This window comes from Mariprofundus erugo, from assembly GCF_005818865.1.
GTDB lineage: Bacteria > Pseudomonadota > Zetaproteobacteria > Mariprofundales > Mariprofundaceae > Mariprofundus > Mariprofundus erugo.
Genome location: NZ_VBRY01000003.1, coordinates 169,286 through 186,722 on the forward strand (window position 1 = coordinate 169,286; position 17,437 = coordinate 186,722).

Annotated in this window: 17 protein-coding genes; 7 read left to right on the forward strand and 10 right to left on the reverse strand. The window is 56.3% G+C overall.

Features of this window, described 5'->3' with window-relative positions; all coding sequences use genetic code 11:
* From FEF65_RS04325 to rho, 3 genes are all read left to right on the forward strand, one after another.
* Positions 1–765, forward strand: a complete 765-nt coding sequence (locus FEF65_RS04325; RefSeq protein ID WP_238701177.1) for a prepilin peptidase — start codon at positions 1–3, stop codon at positions 763–765.
* An 8-nt stretch (positions 766–773) separates the two neighbouring features.
* Positions 774–1,379, forward strand: coding sequence for a dephospho-CoA kinase (coaE, locus tag FEF65_RS04330; RefSeq protein WP_238701178.1), 606 nt, complete (start codon positions 774–776; stop codon positions 1,377–1,379).
* 889 nt (positions 1,380–2,268) lie between these two features.
* Positions 2,269–3,531 (forward strand): transcription termination factor Rho, encoded by a 1,263-nt coding sequence (gene rho, locus FEF65_RS04335; RefSeq protein ID WP_420813952.1) that lies wholly within the window; start codon positions 2,269–2,271, stop codon positions 3,529–3,531.
* 63 nt (positions 3,532–3,594) lie between these two features.
* Here rho and FEF65_RS04340 read toward each other — a convergent pair whose 3' ends face one another.
* The 3 genes from FEF65_RS04340 to FEF65_RS04350 form a co-directional block, all read right to left on the reverse strand.
* Positions 3,595–5,544 carry a hybrid sensor histidine kinase/response regulator gene (locus tag FEF65_RS04340; RefSeq protein WP_138238564.1) on the reverse strand — a complete coding sequence of 650 codons (1,950 nt, stop codon included), beginning with the start codon at positions 5,542–5,544 and terminating at the stop codon, positions 3,595–3,597.
* A gap of 77 nt (positions 5,545–5,621) precedes the next feature.
* Complete coding sequence (locus FEF65_RS04345) at positions 5,622–6,260, reverse strand: pyrimidine 5'-nucleotidase (protein ID WP_138238565.1); 639 nt, start codon at positions 6,258–6,260, stop codon at positions 5,622–5,624.
* 12 nt (positions 6,261–6,272) lie between these two features.
* Positions 6,273–6,833 (reverse strand): gamma-glutamylcyclotransferase family protein, encoded by a 561-nt coding sequence (locus FEF65_RS04350; RefSeq protein ID WP_161595173.1) that lies wholly within the window; start codon positions 6,831–6,833, stop codon positions 6,273–6,275.
* 10 nt (positions 6,834–6,843) lie between these two features.
* On the opposite strand from FEF65_RS04350, the gene FEF65_RS04355 reads away from it, so the two are divergent.
* Positions 6,844–8,433, forward strand: coding sequence for a protein adenylyltransferase SelO (locus tag FEF65_RS04355; RefSeq protein ID WP_138238567.1), 1,590 nt, complete (start codon positions 6,844–6,846; stop codon positions 8,431–8,433).
* An 18-nt stretch (positions 8,434–8,451) separates the two neighbouring features.
* Positions 8,452–9,345 carry a pseudouridine synthase gene (locus FEF65_RS04360; RefSeq protein WP_138238568.1) on the forward strand — a complete coding sequence of 298 codons (894 nt, stop codon included), beginning with the start codon at positions 8,452–8,454 and terminating at the stop codon, positions 9,343–9,345.
* Positions 9,346–9,382: 37 nt separating this feature from the next.
* On the opposite strand, the gene nhaA is transcribed toward FEF65_RS04360, so the two are convergent.
* From nhaA to FEF65_RS04385, 5 genes are all read right to left on the reverse strand, one after another.
* Positions 9,383–10,591 (reverse strand): Na+/H+ antiporter NhaA, encoded by a 1,209-nt coding sequence (nhaA, locus tag FEF65_RS04365; protein WP_138238569.1) that lies wholly within the window; start codon positions 10,589–10,591, stop codon positions 9,383–9,385.
* A gap of 182 nt (positions 10,592–10,773) precedes the next feature.
* A complete protein-coding gene (locus tag FEF65_RS04370; RefSeq protein WP_138238570.1) occupies positions 10,774–11,661 on the reverse strand; it encodes a hypothetical protein in 888 nt (295 codons plus the stop codon).
* A gap of 64 nt (positions 11,662–11,725) precedes the next feature.
* Positions 11,726–12,757: a PA2778 family cysteine peptidase gene (locus FEF65_RS04375; RefSeq protein WP_238701179.1), complete on the reverse strand. Its 1,032-nt coding sequence runs from the start codon at positions 12,755–12,757 to the stop codon at positions 11,726–11,728.
* Complete coding sequence (locus FEF65_RS04380) at positions 12,744–13,154, reverse strand: PA2779 family protein (RefSeq protein ID WP_138238571.1); 411 nt, start codon at positions 13,152–13,154, stop codon at positions 12,744–12,746. Before FEF65_RS04380 ends, FEF65_RS04375 begins: the two co-directional genes overlap by 14 nt.
* A 247-nt stretch (positions 13,155–13,401) precedes the next feature.
* Positions 13,402–14,469: a methyl-accepting chemotaxis protein gene (locus FEF65_RS04385; protein ID WP_138238572.1), complete on the reverse strand. Its 1,068-nt coding sequence runs from the start codon at positions 14,467–14,469 to the stop codon at positions 13,402–13,404.
* A gap of 270 nt (positions 14,470–14,739) precedes the next feature.
* Between FEF65_RS04385 and FEF65_RS04390 the strand changes: the two genes are divergently transcribed.
* Positions 14,740–15,315, forward strand: coding sequence for a D-glycero-alpha-D-manno-heptose-1,7-bisphosphate 7-phosphatase (locus FEF65_RS04390; RefSeq protein ID WP_138238573.1), 576 nt, complete (start codon positions 14,740–14,742; stop codon positions 15,313–15,315).
* Positions 15,315–16,031, forward strand: a complete 717-nt coding sequence (locus FEF65_RS04395; protein ID WP_138238574.1) for a lysophospholipid acyltransferase family protein — start codon at positions 15,315–15,317, stop codon at positions 16,029–16,031. The genes FEF65_RS04390 and FEF65_RS04395 overlap by 1 nt, the downstream gene beginning before the upstream one ends.
* 98 nt (positions 16,032–16,129) lie before the next feature.
* Here the strand turns inward: FEF65_RS04395 and FEF65_RS04400 are convergent, their stop codons facing one another.
* Both FEF65_RS04400 and ppa read right to left on the reverse strand, forming a co-directional pair.
* A complete protein-coding gene (locus FEF65_RS04400; RefSeq protein WP_138238575.1) occupies positions 16,130–16,657 on the reverse strand; it encodes a DUF4389 domain-containing protein in 528 nt (175 codons plus the stop codon).
* A gap of 131 nt (positions 16,658–16,788) precedes the next feature.
* Positions 16,789–17,322 (reverse strand): inorganic diphosphatase, encoded by a 534-nt coding sequence (gene ppa, locus FEF65_RS04405; RefSeq protein WP_138238686.1) that lies wholly within the window; start codon positions 17,320–17,322, stop codon positions 16,789–16,791.
* Positions 17,323–17,437 lie beyond the last annotated feature (115 nt).

Here is a 17,437-nt window from a genome sequence, read left to right on the forward strand (position 1 = left end):
GTGTTTGTGCTTATTTGCGGGCTGTTGGGCCTGCTGCTGGGAAGTTTTGCCAATGTCTGTGTGCATCGGATTCCTCGTCGGGAGTCGGTGGCCTTTCCTGGCAGTCATTGCCCGCAATGCAGTCATCCGATTGCCCCCTATGATAATATCCCGGTGCTTTCATGGTTGATTCTGCGTGGTCGTTGCCGGAACTGTCATGCGGCGATTGCATGGCGTTATCCATTGCTGGAGTTACTGATGGGGATCAGCTGGGCGGGGCTGGCCTGGCATTTTGGTCCCACGCTTCAGCTCGGGATGGCACTGACGCTGTTTTTCCTGTTGTGGGTGCTCAGCTTTATCGACTTTGAAACAGGCTTGCTGCCTGATGTCCTGACCCTGCCGGGTATTATCGTGGGGCTGGCTTTTTCCTGGTGGCTGGGGGACTGGCGTGATGCCGTGATGGGTGCTGCTGCCGGTTATGGTGTCCTCTGGCTGGTGAACCGGCTGTTTTTGCTCTATAGCGGCAGGGAAGGCATGGGATATGGTGATTTTAAGCTGCTGGCCATGCTGGGCGCTTTTCTGGGTTGGCAGGCACTTTCATTTGTGATTCTGTTCTCCTCCGTGATCGGGGCGGCGATCGGCTCGGTTTTCTTATGGCTGGCACGGCGGGGAATGCGCACAGAGATTCCGTTTGGCCCCTATCTGGCTGCTGGCGGTATGGTCTGGCTTTTGTGGGGTGATGCGATCCTGACCTGGTATATGGGCATGATGGGGATCCGGCTATAAATCCCCCCTTGCGGATCGGTCTTACCGGCGGCATTGGCAGTGGTAAATCCACTGCGGCAGCGATGTTTGAGGCGCTTGGGGTGGCGGTGCTTGATCTTGACCGCGTGGGCCATCGGGTGGTGCAGGCCGGATCCGAAGGATTGCAGCAGCTGGTCGCATGTTTTGGCGGGCAGATTCTGCAGCCTGACGGTGAGCTTGATCGACGGGCGCTGGCCACCCTCTGTTTCGCCGATGCCGGCCATACGGCACAGCTGAACAGGATTGTGCATCCGCTGATCTGGCAGCAGGAAGAACAGTGGATGGCCTTGCAACATGGGCCTTATGTGATTGTTGAAGCCTCGGTGCTGCTTGAATCGGGTGGCGCCGATCGTATGGACCGGGTGGCGGTGGTGCTGGCGGATGAGTCATTGCGTCTGCAGCGGGTACTGGCACGCGGCCGGCAGGATGAGACCGCTTTCCGTGCTATCATAGCCCGCCAGTGCGATGATTTGATGCGAAAACAGCAGGCTGATTACATTCTGGATAATAACTGCACTCTTGCCTCTCTGCAGCAGCAGGTGGAGCAACTGCATGCGGAATTATCCTGCCTGGCCGCAGATTGCTCAAAAAATTGAGTCGTCGCTGCTGTGGTCTGTAGGCAGCAGCAGGTCAGCCATGAGGTTGGCCGTGGCAAATGCGTTGAAATCTGTCGGCCTGGCGTAAGCGGTTTTTTATCGTGCGGATCGTTTTCAGATGATTATCATGCAAGTGCTTTTGAACAGGGTTGACATGGTTTGCAGACCTATTTAGCAATGCAGTTGTTGCCGATGCCTCTTCCGGCGTTCCGGCTCTTCACCTGTATCATTCAGTTGCCGATCCTTTTTTTAATACCATGATCAGACAGCGTTTTATCTGACAGGATTTTTGGAGTATTCAATGTCCCAGGAAATCGAATCACCAGTGGTGGTGACAGAAGCGAGCTCTTCCGCAGAAGCTGGTTCGGAAGCGCCTGCCCCCCGCAGACGCGGCCGCCCTCGCAAGAAGGTTGAAGAGAAGTCTGTCGCAGATGAAAGCGCCGCTCCGGTGCAGGTGGCTGATGGTGGTGCCGGTAAGGCTGAGGTCGCGAAAGTGGCAGCAGCGGTTGGCGCGGGACAAAACGAGGGTGAGGCGGCTGTCGCTGTTGTGGTGCGTCCCAAAAAGCGCGATCACGCAGCACGCAAGGCCAGGAAGGAAGAGGGCGGGGATGCACAGCCTAAATCGCAGCCTGAGTCGGGTGAGAAGCCATCCCGTCCGCCAAAACCCGAATATCAGATGGATGAGTCTGGCGAGGCCAGGCCGGATGGCAATGTTGCCGAGTCTGCAGCACGGGATGAACATGGCGGTGCCGGTGACGCCCAGGATGGCGGACGTCGTAACCGCTGGCGTAACAAGGGTGAGCGTGACCAGCAGCGGCCGGATAAGCAACAGCGTCGCAATAAACAGCGCGATGATGGTGAGGAGAAGATCTCCGATGAACTTGAAGGGGTGACGCTGAACCTGAAAGAGGTTTCGGCTAAATCACCCACCGAGCTTCTGGAACTGGCTAACTCCTTTGATATTGAAAATGCTGCGGCTATGCGCAAACAGGAGCAGGTCTCTGCGATTCTGCGTGCCCATGGTCTGCGCGGTGGTACGATCTACAGTGAAGGTGTGCTGGAGATTCTGCCGGATGGTTTCGGCTTCCTGCGCTCGCCGGATGCCAACTATCTGTCGGGCCCGGATGACGTCTATGTCTCCACCCATCAGATTCGTCGTTTCTACCTGCGTAAGGGTGATACGGTTGCCGGCGAAATTCGTCACCCTCGTCGTGGCGAGAAATACTTTGCCCTGAAAACGGTCGATACCGCCAATGGTGAGCCGCCCGAGGTGGCGCGTAACAAGGTGTTGTTTGATAACCTGACGCCGCTTTATCCGAACGAGCGTTTGCGCATGGAGGTGGAACACTCCGGGCGCAAGGATATGACCGGTCGTATCATCGATATCGTTTCCCCGATCGGTAAGGGACAGCGTGCTTTGCTGGTGGCTCCTCCCCGTACCGGTAAAACGGTGATGATGCAGGCGATTGCCCACTCGATCGAGGCGAATCACCCTGAAGTTGTGCTGATGGTGCTGCTGATTGATGAGCGTCCGGAAGAGGTGACCGATATGAAGCGCTCGGTGAAGGGTGAAGTCGTCTCCTCCACCTTTGATGAACCGGCCCAGCGTCATGTTCAGGTTTCCGAAATGGTGATTGAGAAGGCGAAACGTCTGGTTGAGCATGGCCGTGATGTGGTGATTCTGCTCGACTCCATTACCCGACTTGCCCGCGCTTACAACACGGTGGTTCCTTCTTCAGGCAAAATTTTGACCGGTGGTGTGGACGCCAATGCGTTGCATCGTCCGAAGCGCTTTTTCGGCGCGGCCCGTAACATTGAAGGTGGCGGCAGCCTGACCATTATCGCCACGGCGCTGGTTGAAACCGGTTCCAAGATGGATGAGGTGATTTTTGAAGAGTTCAAGGGCACCGGTAATATGGAGATCAAGCTGGATCGCAAGCTGACCGACAAGCGTGTTTTCCCTGCAATCGATATCGCTCCGTCCGGTACCCGCAAGGAAGAGCTGCTGACCCCGCGTGATGACCTTCAGAAGGTATGGATTCTGCGCAAGATTCTCTCTCCGATGGGCACGGTGGATGCAATGGAGTTCCTGATCGACAAGCTGGGCACCACCAAGAATAACGCCGAGTTTTTTGACAGGATGAATCAGTAACTCTTTTTTCCTGACGCACGTTGGTTGAGTCCATCAGCACCTCCCCGTTGATTCAGGGGGGCATCAGGACTGTATCAGCATTTCCGATATTTTTTTGGCCAGCACATCGATGCGAAATGGCTTGGACAGTGCATTGCCGACGTTGACCCTCCCTATGACGGGCAGGGTGTTTCTGATGTCATAGCCAGTGGCAAAAAGGATCGGTACGTTCGGTTTCAGCTGCTGAATCCTGTGTGCGGTTTCAGGTCCGCTGATGCCCGGCATGACGACATCGAGAATAATCAGTGCAACCTCCCCGGCACGACTGCGAAAGAGGGTGAGCGCCTGCTCACTGTCGGTGGCCGTGATGATGCGGTAGCCCAGACGTTTAAGTACGTTGCCGGTGGCATGGCAGACACTCTCTTCATCATCCACCAGCAGAATCAGTTCCCCGTTGCCTCTCGGCGTTGAGTGAGGCCGGAATTGAGTCTGCGGAATCTCCAGCGGGTGGTGATCAATCAGTGGCAGGTAGACATGAAACCTGCTGCCATGGCCTGAAATACTCTCCACTTCGACGGTTCCGCCATGCCCCTGGACGATGCTGTACAGGGTGGAGAGGCCGAGCCCGGTACCTTTGCCGACCTCTTTGGTGGTAAAAAACGGGTCGAAGATGCGTTCGATATGGCTTGCCTCGATGCCACAGCCATTATCCTCCACAGACAGTTTGGCAAAGGCTTCGGCCCGCAGCTCCTGATGGGTCTGCATAAAGTGCCGGTCAGGAATAAACGGTTGCAGGCGTATCGTGATTTCGGGGTTGCTGCATCCCTGCAGTGCATCACGGGCATTGCCCAGCAGATTCATGGTAATTTGCTGCATTTGCGTGGTGTCCCCGAGAATCAATAGCGGCGTATCACAATATTCGCGTTGCAGGGTGATATTTTCGGGGATTGCCAGCAGGCGACTGGCAACCACCTGGCGCAGGAATGCGTTCAGCTCCAGCGGTTGCTTGTTCACATGCCCCTTGCGTGCGAAGGTCAGCAGTTGCGCCACCAGATCTGCCGCCCGCAGCCCCAGTTGCTCGGCCATCTCCAGATCTGTGGCCACCTCAGGTAGTTCGGTCACCTCTGTACGAGCCAGATAGATGCAGCCCAGGATGCCCGAAAGCAGATTATTGAAGTCGTGGGCAATGCCTCCGACCAGGGTGCCCAGTGCTTCTATTTTTTGCATCTGCCGCAGTTCAGCTTCGAGTTTCTTTTGTTCACTGACATCATCGAGAATAGCCAGAACCCATTGCTGCTCATCGCTGCCGGAGATCAGGTTGGAGGAGATCCTTAATGTGCGCAGCTGCCCCGATTTGGTGGTGATTTCGATTTCCGCACCGCGCAATGACCCTCCGGCAAGGATATTAAGCATTCTTTGATGGGCGCGCTCCTGCTGCTCCGGGTCGATATAGACACTTTGATACCAGCCATGGGTATTGATCTCCTCCAAGGTATAACCGGTGATCTCTTCGGCACGCCGGTTCCATATGGAGAATTCGGTGTAGGGAAAGGTTTCTGTTTTGCGCCAGAGGCAAATGCCCTCGCCGGCCGAGGCGATCAGGGTATGCTGGAATTCGATATGATTGCGCAGCGCCTGCTCGTTACGCTTGCGGCCACTGATATCGTGAAAGATGCCCTGCACATATTTTTTGCCGCCAATGGTGACCAGCGAACCACTGATGCTGACCGGAATGTCGTGGCCGTTACGGTGGCGGATGATGATGTCATCCTGAATCAGCCTGTCCTGATGCATGAACTCGAGGTATTTCTGCCGGTAGTGCTCGGCCAGTTCCGGCGGGTGCAGCTGTGACTGATGCATGCCGACCAGCTCGGGCAGGGGAATGCCGGTCAGCTTTTCCGCCTGCTTGTTGGCGGCAATAAACAGGCCCGTTTCTGCTTCCGCAATGATAATGGCGTCGATATGGGCATCAAACAAGGCCTCGACAAGTTCAGCGCCGACGATGTTATGTTCACTCGACTGATGCAGGCTCATCGTCAATCGACTCCTGATCCGGGCATGATTTCACCATCCAAGCATGCCATGATCGACAGGGCGTTGGCAACCGTCGCTCAGCCGGGCCGATGACCACTGAGCCTGTCGGGCAAGGTATGGATGGATGGCAGGTGGTAATCCCAGTAACCCCCGGTATCCTGTGTGATCCAGACGGTTTTGCAGCCGAGTTCGCGGGCGATTTTGAGGTTATCTTCCATATCATCGACCACCAGCGTTCGCTCCGGCCGGCAGCCTTCAGCCCGGATCAGCATGGCCAGCGTCTCCCGGTCGGGTTTAGGGATATAGTGGTTAAAACGGATGTCGTAAATCGCGGCAAAGTGGTGGGCAACGCCCAGGATGTCGAGTATGCGCTCGGCATGCTCAAGGATGCCGTTGGTGTGGATCACCTTGCGGCCGGGGAGCCTTGCCAGCGCAGCATCGAGCGCCGGATCGGGTTTCAGAATTTCATGCGCGTCAATGTCATGCACATCATGCAGAAAAGCCTCCGCCTCCATGCCATGGTGCAGCATCATGCCGCGCAGGGTGGTGCCGTACTCTTTCCAGTATTTCACCCGTAAGCGATCCGCCTCTTCGGGCTCCACCTCAAGCTCTTTGGCGACAAATGCCGTCATGCGCTTGTCCATGCGGGCAAAGACACCGTTATCAGCGGCATAGAGTGTATTGTCGAGGTCAATGACGGCGAGTTCAAATGGCATGCATCGATCCTATCAGAAAGATTCGTCTGAATATGCTTTTGATGCATGGGCTGAGTGGATGAAGTCCACATAATCACCCGATCCGATCCTGAGCAAACCGGCAACATCACGGTTGAACAGATAGACCCAGGCGGTCACCGGCGGGGCATCATGCAATATAACCGGAATCGCTTTTCTGATGTACTCACGGGGTTCCGCATGCGCGGGCGTGCACCCCTCATAGTCGTCGAGCAAGGCAAGCAGCTGAGGATCAGCCAGGCGATAGAGCTCACCATAAACGCGTTCATCACGATGTACCGACTCAATGGCGCCGGGGTAGTCGCCGAGATCATACAGGCGCCCTGTCATCGTACCTTCACCAACATAGTGGCAGTGCCGGGCCAGAAGATCATGCATCGGCGTCGCCAGCGCTTTGCGCAGTGTGCCGTAAACAAATATGTATTCGATGGCCATGGAACTCTCCTTTGCAGCGCCGCGTCCGGTGAGCCGGGCAGCATTGGTGGCCGTGGTGATGTTGTCAAATGATGAACCCCTTGCCTGTGTGGGGTGGCGGCGGGTCTGCTTCTTCTGCACCCTTGCGGTTATGCAAACGCTCCGATTTGATAATCGATTTACCCGCCTGTTGCCGGCGGATGCCGAAACGGAGAATGATCGCAGGCAGGTGTATCGTGCCTGTTATTCACGCGTGCAGCCGACAGCGGTTTCTGCGCCGGAACTGATTGCCTGGGCACCTGCTGTCGCCGCTCGCCTGGGCTTATCCGATGCGGATTGTATGTCGGATCTGTTTGTGCAGGTGTTTTCAGGTAATCGTCTGTTGCCGGGCATGGAGCCCCATGCCACCTGTTATGGCGGCCACCAGTTTGGCAGCTGGGCCGGCCAGCTGGGCGACGGGCGGGCGATTAATCTCGGTGAGCTGGTTAACGATGCCGGCGAGCACTGGATGTTGCAGTTGAAAGGGGCGGGCCCTACACCTTACTCACGCAATGCTGATGGTCTGGCGGTATTGCGCTCATCGATACGCGAGTTTCTCTGCAGCGAGGCGATGCATCATCTGGGCATACCGACGACCCGGGCTCTGAGCATGGTTGCGACCGGCGAACAGGTGATGCGGGATATGTTTTACGATGGTCGACCGGCGCTTGAACCGGGGGCTGTGGTATGCCGTGTGGCGCCTTCATTCTTACGCTTTGGCAGTCTGCAGATATTTGCTGCCCGCAAGGATCCGGAAACACTGAAGCAGCTGCTTGATTTTACCATCCGTCACGACTTTCCCCATCTGGGTGAGCCGGGCAAGGCATGCTATCTGCAGTGGTTTGCCGAGGTGTGTCAGCGTACGGCGGATCTGATCGTGGCATGGATGCGGGTCGGTTTTGTGCACGGGGTGATGAATACCGATAACATGTCGGTGCTGGGACTTACGATCGATTATGGCCCGTATGGCTGGCTGGAGGGGTTTGATCCGGACTGGACGCCCAATACCACAGATCGCCAGATGCACCGCTACTGTTTCGGCAAACAGGCGGCGATGGCCGGCTGGAACCTTGCCCGCCTGGGAGAGGCGATTCTGCCGCTGATCGGTGATGTCGGGCTGTTGCAGGCGCAGCTGGATCAGTACACCGCGTACTATCGCTCGCAATGGCAGGCGATGATGGCCGGCAAACTTGGTCTGATCGCATTTCGCGCGCCGGAGGATGATGCGCTGGTGGATGAATTACAGCGCATATTGCAGCTGACCGAGACCGATATGACGATCTTCTATCGCAAGCTGGCGGATCTGGATGACCATATAAATCCTGATGACTGCAGCGATACCATGCTGATGCAGCCGTTGCTGGATGCCTGGTATGCGCCGCAGCAGATCACGGCTGATATCAAAGGGCAGATTGGCAGCTGGCTGCGCCGTTATATCAGGCGACTGCAGCAGGACGGACGTAGTCATGAGCTCCGGCGTGCCGCCATGAACCGCTCGAATCCCAAATATGTGCTGCGAAACTATCTGGCCCAGGTGGCGATTGACCGGGCGGAGGCCGGCGATTACAGCGAGATTCACCGCCTGCAGGCTTTGCTGTTGCGGCCGTATGATGAGCAGCCTGAATGTGAAGCCTATGCCGCCAGACGACCGGAGTGGGCGAGAGAGCGGGCGGGCTGTTCGATGTTGTCCTGCAGCTCGTAAGCGAATAGCAATCCCCTTATGCCAGCCACCAGTACCGCACCGACTCCCTCCTATGTGACGCTGCCAAAGCAGGAGCGTCCCTATCCATCGTTGCTTGATTATCTCGACCGGCATTTCCCCTTTGTCGCGCGTGATGTCTGGCAGCATCGTCTGCAGAGCGGCAAAATCACCGATGAGACCGGAGCGGTGGTCGGGCTGGATACACCGTACCGCATCAATGCCCGCTTGCGATATTTCCGCGAAATCAGCCATGAGTATCCGATTCCGTTTCAGGAGAAGATCCTGTTTCAGAACGATGTCATTCTTGTCGCCGACAAACCCCATTTTTTGCCGGTGACGCCGTCGGGAAACTATGTCAACGAATGCCTTTTGCACCGGCTGAAACGGCGGACCGGGCTTGAGCATCTGGTGCCGGTGCACCGCCTGGATCGGGAGACGGCAGGCCTGGTGCTGTTTACCGTTGATGAAGCGCAGCGTCGGCCGTGGTTTGATCTCTTCCGTTACGGCGGGATTGAGAAAACGTATGAAGCGATTGCCGCGCGACCAGCCGTGGCCGGGCCGCGTGAGTGGCTGATCGAGAGCCGGATCGAGCGCGGCGAGCCCTGGCTGCGGTTCAGAAATGTGGAGGGTGAGATCAATGCACGCTCGCGGATTCGTCTGATTGAAGAGAGGGGGGAGCTGGCCAGATACGAGCTTGAGCCGATTACCGGCAAAACCCATCAGTTGCGCTTGCATATGGGGCTTCTCGGTGCGCATATGGTCGGAGATCGTTTCTACCCTGATTTTCAGCCGCCTGAGGATCCTCCGAACTATGAGAATCCGCTGCAGCTGTTGGCAAAACACCTGGCCTTTACTGATCCTGTGACCGGCGAGCCGATGTCATTTACCAGCGAGTTGCAGCTCAACTGGTAAACCACCCGACAGGGGCGTGTGTGTTTTGCGGCCGCGTTTAGTCGCGGTTTTGGGCTGCCGGCAGCGTGCGCTGCAGCAGCAGATAGCCGGTGATGCCGGAGAGAAGCGAGCCGAGAATAATGCCGAGGCGCTCATCAAAGATCTGACTGACTCCGGTCTCCTCAAAGGCGAGCGACCCGATAAACAGACTCATCGTGAAACCGATGCCGCACAGGACGGCTGTGGCATACAATGAAGGCCATGACATGCCTTTGGGAAGGGCGGTAATACCGCTTTTGATGGCCAGCCAGCAGAAGGTGAAAACACCGATCTGTTTGCCGAGAAACAGCCCCAGGGCAATGCCGAGCGGTACGCTGTGCAGCAGTTGCTCACTCCCTATGCCTGCAAAACTGATACCGGCATTGGCGAAAGCAAACAGGGGCAGAATGAAGAATGCGACAGCGGCATGCAGGTCGTGCTCCATATCTTTCAGCGGGGAATAGTCAGGGTTTTCTTTTGATCGCATGGGAATAAACATGGCCAGTACCACGCCGGCGAGGGTGGCATGTACACCTGATTTCAGCATGGCGACCCACATGATCATACCGACCATGATATATAACGCTTTGGATGTGACATTGAGCCGGTTCAGCACGGCAAGAACGGGAATGCAACAGGCAAACACTGTCAGGGCGATCATGGAAATATGGGCCGTATAGAAAATGGCGATGATGATGATGGCACCGATATCATCGAAAATAGCCAGTGAGGTCAGAAAAATCTTGATGGCTGTGGGGACCCGTGAGCCGAGCAGTGCGAGTACTCCCAGCGCAAAGGCAATATCTGTTGCCGCAGGTATTGCCCACCCCTGCAGGGCGACACTGTCATCGCGGTTGAACAGGATGTAGATCAGCGCCGGAATGGCCATGCCGCCAAGAGCTCCGGCGGCTGGTAGCAGAATGTTACGCCTGTCTGACAGCTCCCCTTCGATGAGCTCCCGTTTCAGCTCCAGTCCGACAAGGAAAAAGAAGATGGCCATCAGACCATCATTGATCCATAGCAGCAGTGGCTTGGCAATTTCCAGTGCGCCGAAGCGGATGCCCACGGGCAGATCCAGCAGCAGGGTGTACCAGCTTTGCAGGGGGGAGTTGGCAATCAGCAGTGCACATATGGCTGCAAACATCAGAATCATGCCGCCGGCCGCTTCAAGTTTCAGGAAACCGGCAAAAAAAGAGGGGAGGGTGGTGGGCTCGGATGGTCTGCTCATAGTAAAAACTATGGCGCGACCGGATGATAAAGTCACGGGTTAAGGAGATGCTGATTTATTGCCATCCTGGCAAAAATCAGTTCGCAAAGACAAAAGCGTGGTTTTGTCTTTGCTTACAAATCAGGCGCTTACGCGTCTGATTTGGCGAGCCGTCCATGGCTCGCTCGGAAACGCCGAATTAATCAGCGCTTCCTTAAGGGGGGGGCTGGCCGGTGGTTTGCGGATGCGTTGGCGGTGAGTATATCGCGGGGAGCTATGTTGAGGACTTTCGCCATCAGCCATAGCATGGCAAGAGGCAGCAGCAAGACCTGAATGACAAACATGGCAAGCCATGCCGTCATCAGCTGCAGCAGGGCGGTGATGATCCCTTCCGCCTGGGCTACAAGGTCGGCAAACAGTTGTCGGATTCTGTCGATGCTGTCGGCGGCACTGCTTGTCATGGATGAGAAAAATCCCTGCTGCTGTTGCGGGGGAAGTTGGCTGATCTCGTGGTAGCTTGCAGAAACGATGCCCAGTTTTCCAACGGCATCATCCATGATCGGTTGTAGCCAGCCTGTGTAGATGGCAGCGCTGATCAGCGCGGTGACGGGCAGCATAAAACGCAGTAGCAGCAACACCAGACAGATTTTTATCGCCGTCGCCATCAGTGAAGGGGGCGCCTTGATCCAGAGCAGGGGGATCATGATCAGCAGTACGGCGGCAATACCTTTGAGGGCGATGGCAGAGGCAATGGCGAAACCGATTTTTTGAATGCCGAGCGAGGCGATGGCTGCTACGAGCAATGAGGAGAGTCGCTCGGTCATGTCATCAATCGGATCAAGCAGCTGACCGGCGGCAATGCTGACCCCGACGCCCGCCGGGGCGAGCTCGAGCCGGGATTCCTTGGCGACCGAGACGACCGCATTGAGCCCCCGGGTTGTGGCATAGGCAATGGTGGCACTCTGCATGGCGGTGCTGAAATAGCTGTTGGCCATACGATCTGCGACAGGGATGCTGACCATCGAGGTGGCGAAGAACAGCCCGCTGAGCAGGGCCAACATCAGGCTGCGTATCAGTTTTGTCTGCAGCATCGGGGCTCTCCGCCTGGCAGTTTTTCTTCAGTGTTGGGGATGGGATCTGTCGGCTGCTGTTGCATCATAGATGTTGATAACGTTTTTTTGTCTGTGCCTGTTCAACCTCTGTCAGCGTTAGCAGATAGAGCGGTGAGTGAGGATCGATGGCGATGGCCTGTCTGATCATGGCGAGTGCATCGCTGTGACGGCCCTGATCAAGGTAGGTCTGGGCCAGGTTGTTGAATGCGCATGCCGCATCCGGGTGTGTTTTTGTCAGCTGCAGATAGGTGTTGGCAGCCTGTTCAAGCTCGCCCAGGGCATACAGGCAGTTGGCGCTGCCCATGCCGGCTCCCAGGCTCTCCGGCCACCGGCTGATTGCGGCCTGATACGAGCGCAGTGCGGCACGCAGGAATCCGTGCGCTTCAATGCCACTGACTGCGGTGAGATATGACTTTTCATCGGCCGTGGCAGGGAGATCACCGGCAGCGAGGACGACCATGGCCCAGCTTCCACCACGCTGCCAGGTTCGTTCGAAGGTCGACATCGGCATGCTGTAGTTTGCGATCTCCCCGGAGTGCAGAATGATGGTGTCCTGATCCGGTCGCAGGCCGGTGATCAGAGCGTAATGCCAGCGTGGTGCGATGGTCAGGCCGAGGTTCTGCAGGACGATGACCGGATGGCCTGCGGCTACCTCCTGCAATAAATCGTCAAGCTCAGGTTTGAGCTGATAAGCGAGCAGGCCAAAGCGGCGCGGTGTGGCAAGCATCTCCACCTGCAAACTCCCCTTCAGGCCGGGAGTAAACAGTGCAGATTCCAGCTGGTCTGGCGCGATTTCGACGCCGGCATGAACCATGGCCATCGCCATGGTAGCCGGGCCGCACTGATAGTTCTGCTGGCTGTAAAATGGTACATCGATGGTCGTGGATGAGATGGTGCTTGCCGACGCCGTTCGCGGGCTGTCGGCGATCTGTTTTGCACCGCACCCGCTGATCAGGAGGCCGAGCATACATACCGTTGTCAGCAGTCGAGCAGGATTGTTCGCCCATTCACGATGCTGGCCGCTTGTAACCTGCACCTTCCTGGCCAACACCAGCATCTGTCTAGTGGCGCACATGACTATGTACAAAAGGAAATACGTCGGTGAAGCCGAGGATGTCTGTGACCAGCAGGACGACAAAGATGAATACCGCTGCACCAATCACCGCACCGACGAAGCCACCGGCTGGCAGCGTATCAATTTTGCCAGCAAGCATGGCAACCTCGCGATCATCGAGTCGGGCGACGCGCGCTTTTGCGGCCTCCGCCTCAATGCCCTGCTGTTGAAGCTCCTGTTGTACCTCTGCCCGGTTCAGGAAGTCGATGACCTTTGCCCTGTTTGATGCAGCCTGACTGCTCTCAATGACACTTGCCGTCGGTACCATGGCGGCATATGCAGCCGGGATGCCGGTATTGACGCTGATGATGCTCAGCGCGAGCAGTGATATCAGTATCTTGTGAAAAAATTTTGTCATCACGTTCTCCTTGTCGCCACTGTTGATGTCGTTGTGCGATGCAGTGGATGCAGGACGGGATGCTGATGGTCATGGGTTGATCCGGCTGTGATGCAGGTAACATGGCGAGGAGTCCGTTCGGCCGCCGCTTGTCTCCTTGCCGGTTATGGATGGCGCTGCCGTTGCCAGGTGCGTTTGCGGTGCGTCACAGCAGTGCTTTTTTGTGTGCGGATCCCTGCAGATCACCCGCCGGGGGCGGGGAATGCGATTACAGCCAGAGCTCGTGGCTGCCGGTGGTTTCCTCTGGCGGCAGAGGGCCCTTGACCCCGTTGTGACGGGCCTGATTCCGGCGGCTCAGTTTGTAGGCGGAAATTTGATGAATATGTTTGCGTAACTCTGTTTCAAATTCATCGAGGACTCCCCCTCCCTGCTTGACCAGCTGGGCCTCATGGGCGAGCAGGGCGGAGAGTTCGGTAATGCTTTTCGCGACTGCCCCGGAGTTGTGGCCATGGTCGTGGGCTGCATACTGAATCTGGGCCACTGTTTCCGATACCAGCGCAAAGGCTTCAATGATATGATCCATGCTGGCACGGCATTGAGCCGCGACGACGCCGGCCTGATCGGCAAGGCCGACATGGCTGTTGATGGCATCGGCAACGGTTTTGGTTTCGCGTTGCAGGTGCAGGATTTTGCTGTTGATTTCCGTGGCGGCCTGAGAGGTCTGGGCCGACAGCTCCTTGACCTCCTGAGCGACAATGACGAAGCCAAGCCCTGCCTCGCCGGCACGGACTGCCTCAATGGTGGCATTCATTGCCAGCATTTGGGTTTTACGGGCAATGCGTTGAATGGAGTTAACGATTTTATCGATCTCGATTGAGAAGCCGGTCAGCCCTTCGGCTTCTGCCAGCGTTGCCAGTGCAGAGTGTTGCAATTCCTGCAGCAGCCGGACGGCGTCATTGACGCTGCTGACACCTTCGTTCTGGGCGATGTCGGATGTTTGCACGGCCAGCTCTGCGGCCCTGTCCGAGTTGGAAACGATTTGAGCGTTACCGTTAAGCATGGCATCGGTGGCCTCTTCGATGGCAACGGCACGCTTGTTGGCCTGTTGGATATCAACCGAGATGACAGAAAGGGCTTCGGTGACCTCATGTGTTGCTGCACCTGCGTGCTCTGCCCCTTCGAGGGCCTCATGCAGAATGTCCTCGATCAGTTCTCCCAGCAGATTAATGGACTCTGCCAGTTCACCTTTGGTTTGTACGCGGGCGGAGAAATCGCCACTGAGGAATTTTCTTATCACTCCGAGTACGGCCTGACTGTCTTCTGCAGTTTTTTCCATGCAAGCCCCCCCTGAGTGATCGATTGATTACCTTATAGCATTAAAAATGCCAGTTGGCATGTTGATTGTCATGCTTTCAACAATGTGTTGGCGGCTATCTGGTCTCAGACATTCGCCTCCTCCTGGTACATATCGGCATCATGCTGCTTTTGTTGAATGATGGCAATGAAGGTCGGGGCCGGCTGGTGGCGCAGGCGGCGGGGGCATTTTAGCCGGTGTCGGGGATGCTGATTTGATTGCACTGGCGTATTTCTCGCATAATCTTGTGGCATGTCTGCACATAATCTTCCTGAAGCTGTATTGCTGGATCGCGATGGCGTGATCAATTTTGATTCGCCTGATTATATTCTTTCTGCCGGGCAGTGGCAGCCGATTCCCGGTTCACTGGCAGCGATCTCCCGCCTGCATGCGGCAGGTATCAGGGTGGCCATTGTCAGCAATCAATCGGGGCTTGGCAGAGGGATGATGGATCAGGCTGCATTCAATGCCATTCATGCAAAGATGATGCTGGCGATCGAGCAGGCCGGCGGTTTTATTGCTCATGTTGCCTACTGTGTACACGGGCCTGATGACGATTGTATGTGTCGCAAGCCGCGTCCGGGTATGGTGCTGGACACACTTGCGGCATTGGGGCTCTCATCCCGGCCCGGGCATGCTCTTTTTATCGGTGACTCGATCCGTGATGTTGAAGCCGCCGATGCTGCCGGTGTGCCGGCCATGCTGGTGCGCAGTGGTTATGGCAACGCCGAAACCATTCTTGCCAAAGCACGCCTGCTGCAGCCGTTGATTGAAGATTACGCCAATCTGGCAGAGGCCGTGGATATGATGCTGGCAGGGAGAGCGTGATGCTGGTGATTCGTTCAGCCCTGTTCAATCTCTGTTTTATGACGCTGACGCCGCTGTTTTCACTGTTGGTCATTCTGTTTCGCCCGTTCGGTTTTTCGGCCGCATGGTTCTGGGCCCGAATGTGGTCGCAGTCGATATTCGCACTGCTCAGGCTTCTGTGCGGCATTCGCATCGAGATTGAAGGGCGGGAGCATTTTCCTGATCACCCCTGTGTGGTGGTGGCCAAGCATCAGTCGGCGGCGGAAACGGTGGCCATGCCGCTGCTCGTTCCTCCCTATACCTGGGTACTCAAGAGAGAGCTGTTCAATATTCCGTTTTTTGGCTGGGCGCTGGCTCTGATGGGAACGATCGGCATTCGCCGTGGCTCTCCGCGCGAGGCTATCAAACAGGTGATGCAGGATGGCGGCAAACGACTCGAGAGCGGTTTCTGGGTGGTGATTTTTCCTGAAGGTACCCGCTCCTCGGTTGGTACGACCGGTCAATATCAGCCTGGCGGGGTGATTCTGGCCCAGAAGGCCGGGGTGGGTATTTTGCCGATGGCGCATAATGCCGGTGCATTGTGGCCCAAGCGCGGCTTTATCAAAAAGCCGGGTACCATCACCTTTCGTTTTCTGCCCTATATTCCGGCTGACGAGGTGGTGGCGGCCCGGCGCAATGACCTGATGCAGCAGCTACAGACAGATATTGAGGCACACACACGCGAGCTTGGCGGCTAGGGAAGAAGCGCTGATGTGTCGGCGCTTCCGAGCGAGCCATGGACGTCAATAAATCAGCATCTCCCCGGGGAAGCGCTGATGAAGCTGGCTAGAAAACCTCAGCTCTTTACCGGCTTATCCTGCGCCTGGCTCTCTTCAATCCCTGTTTCGGAGCCTGTTTCAACCGCGGCATCATTGTTGGCGATGCTGTCATCAGCGGAGAGAGGCTCTGTTGCCGGTTCAGCCTCGATGCCGGTTTCCGAACCGCTGTCGATGCAATCATCAGCAGCCTCTGAGGTGGCTGTCACATCGTCAGGCATCTCCTCTTCAGTCGCTTCTTCCTTGCGGGCGCAGGTGCCGGGCTTCAGTTCTGCATCATCCGGCCAGTCGGCAAAGGGAAACGGGCGGGTTTCGCTGTTGAATGTAAGGTAGCGCAGAATCTGGTAGACAAATGTGGCCAGCTGTCCGCCGAAGGAGATCAGGCGCGGGTTGGTGCTGCCGGTGATCAGCAGCCAGAGGAACTGGGCGACAACAACGATCAGCAGTACAAAACGTGATACCGTATAGATGATGCCGAACAGAGCCATAAACAGCAGGCGCATCCAGACGCCGGTATTGGTCACATGTTCTTTAAGTTCTTCATTCATGATTTACTCTCCATCTCGTTAACGTCAGTCGCGGCATGCGCTGACATGCCGTGATGATTGCATGGATGATAGCAAGAAAAAAGGCGACCGGATGAACAGTCGCCTTTTTATCTTACCGGATCATCGTATGATCAGTCTTTGCCGTTGAAACGTGCGATCGACTCGGTGATCTCTTTCTTGGCCATTTCGGCATCGCCCCAGCCGGTGACCTTCACCCATTTGTTCTTCTCAAGATCTTTGTAGTGCTCGAAAAAGTGCTGGATCTGGTCGATCAGGAATTTCGGAAGATCTTCAGGACCTTTGACATTGCAGTAGACTGGTTTGAGCTTGGAAACAGGAACGGCCAGAACTTTTGCATCCATACCTGCTTCATCTTCCATCTGCAGTACGCCGATCGGACGGCACTTGATGACGCAGCCCGGGATCAGGGCGAACTGGGAAACGACCAGTACATCGACCGGGTCACCGTCGTCGGAAAGTGTGTTCGGTACAAAGCCGTAGTTGCACGGATAGTGCATGGCGGTGTGCATGAAGCGGTCAACAAAAATCGCCCCGGATTCCTTGTCCAGCTCGTATTTGATCGGGTCGCCGTGCTGCGGTACCTCGATCACAACATTGATATCCTCAGGCGCGTTATCGCCTGCCGGAATTTTACTAATATCCATTGATTCCCCCTGTTTAAGTTTGCGATCGACATTGTAGGCACGATCATTGCATGTACAAGCAACAAAAAAAATCGCCGCTGGTTGCCGGGTGATGCCCTGCAAACGGATGCAGGAT

Excerpts from the sequence above, each read along its gene's own strand:
- FEF65_RS04380 (WP_138238571.1), bottom strand. The coding sequence starts at position 13,154 with ATGACAAAATTTTTTCACAAGATACTGATATCACTGCTCGCGCTGAGC.
- FEF65_RS04345 (WP_138238565.1), bottom strand. The coding sequence starts at position 6,260 with ATGCCATTTGAACTCGCCGTCATTGACCTCGACAATACACTCTATGCC.
- FEF65_RS04390 (WP_138238573.1), top strand. The coding sequence starts at position 14,740 with ATGTCTGCACATAATCTTCCTGAAGCTGTATTGCTGGATCGCGATGGC.
- ppa (WP_138238686.1), bottom strand. The coding sequence starts at position 17,322 with ATGGATATTAGTAAAATTCCGGCAGGCGATAACGCGCCTGAGGATATC.
- FEF65_RS04375 (WP_238701179.1), bottom strand. The coding sequence starts at position 12,757 with ATGTGCGCCACTAGACAGATGCTGGTGTTGGCCAGGAAGGTGCAGGTT.
- FEF65_RS04400 (WP_138238575.1), bottom strand. The coding sequence starts at position 16,657 with ATGAATGAAGAACTTAAAGAACATGTGACCAATACCGGCGTCTGGATG.
- FEF65_RS04385 (WP_138238572.1), bottom strand. The coding sequence starts at position 14,469 with ATGGAAAAAACTGCAGAAGACAGTCAGGCCGTACTCGGAGTGATAAGA.
- FEF65_RS04355 (WP_138238567.1), top strand. The coding sequence starts at position 6,844 with ATGCAAACGCTCCGATTTGATAATCGATTTACCCGCCTGTTGCCGGCG.
- FEF65_RS04340 (WP_138238564.1), bottom strand. The coding sequence starts at position 5,544 with ATGAGCCTGCATCAGTCGAGTGAACATAACATCGTCGGCGCTGAACTT.
- FEF65_RS04370 (WP_138238570.1), bottom strand. The coding sequence starts at position 11,661 with ATGCTGCAGACAAAACTGATACGCAGCCTGATGTTGGCCCTGCTCAGC.
- FEF65_RS04395 (WP_138238574.1), top strand. The coding sequence starts at position 15,315 with ATGCTGGTGATTCGTTCAGCCCTGTTCAATCTCTGTTTTATGACGCTG.
- FEF65_RS04360 (WP_138238568.1), top strand. The coding sequence starts at position 8,452 with ATGCCAGCCACCAGTACCGCACCGACTCCCTCCTATGTGACGCTGCCA.
- nhaA (WP_138238569.1), bottom strand. The coding sequence starts at position 10,591 with ATGAGCAGACCATCCGAGCCCACCACCCTCCCCTCTTTTTTTGCCGGT.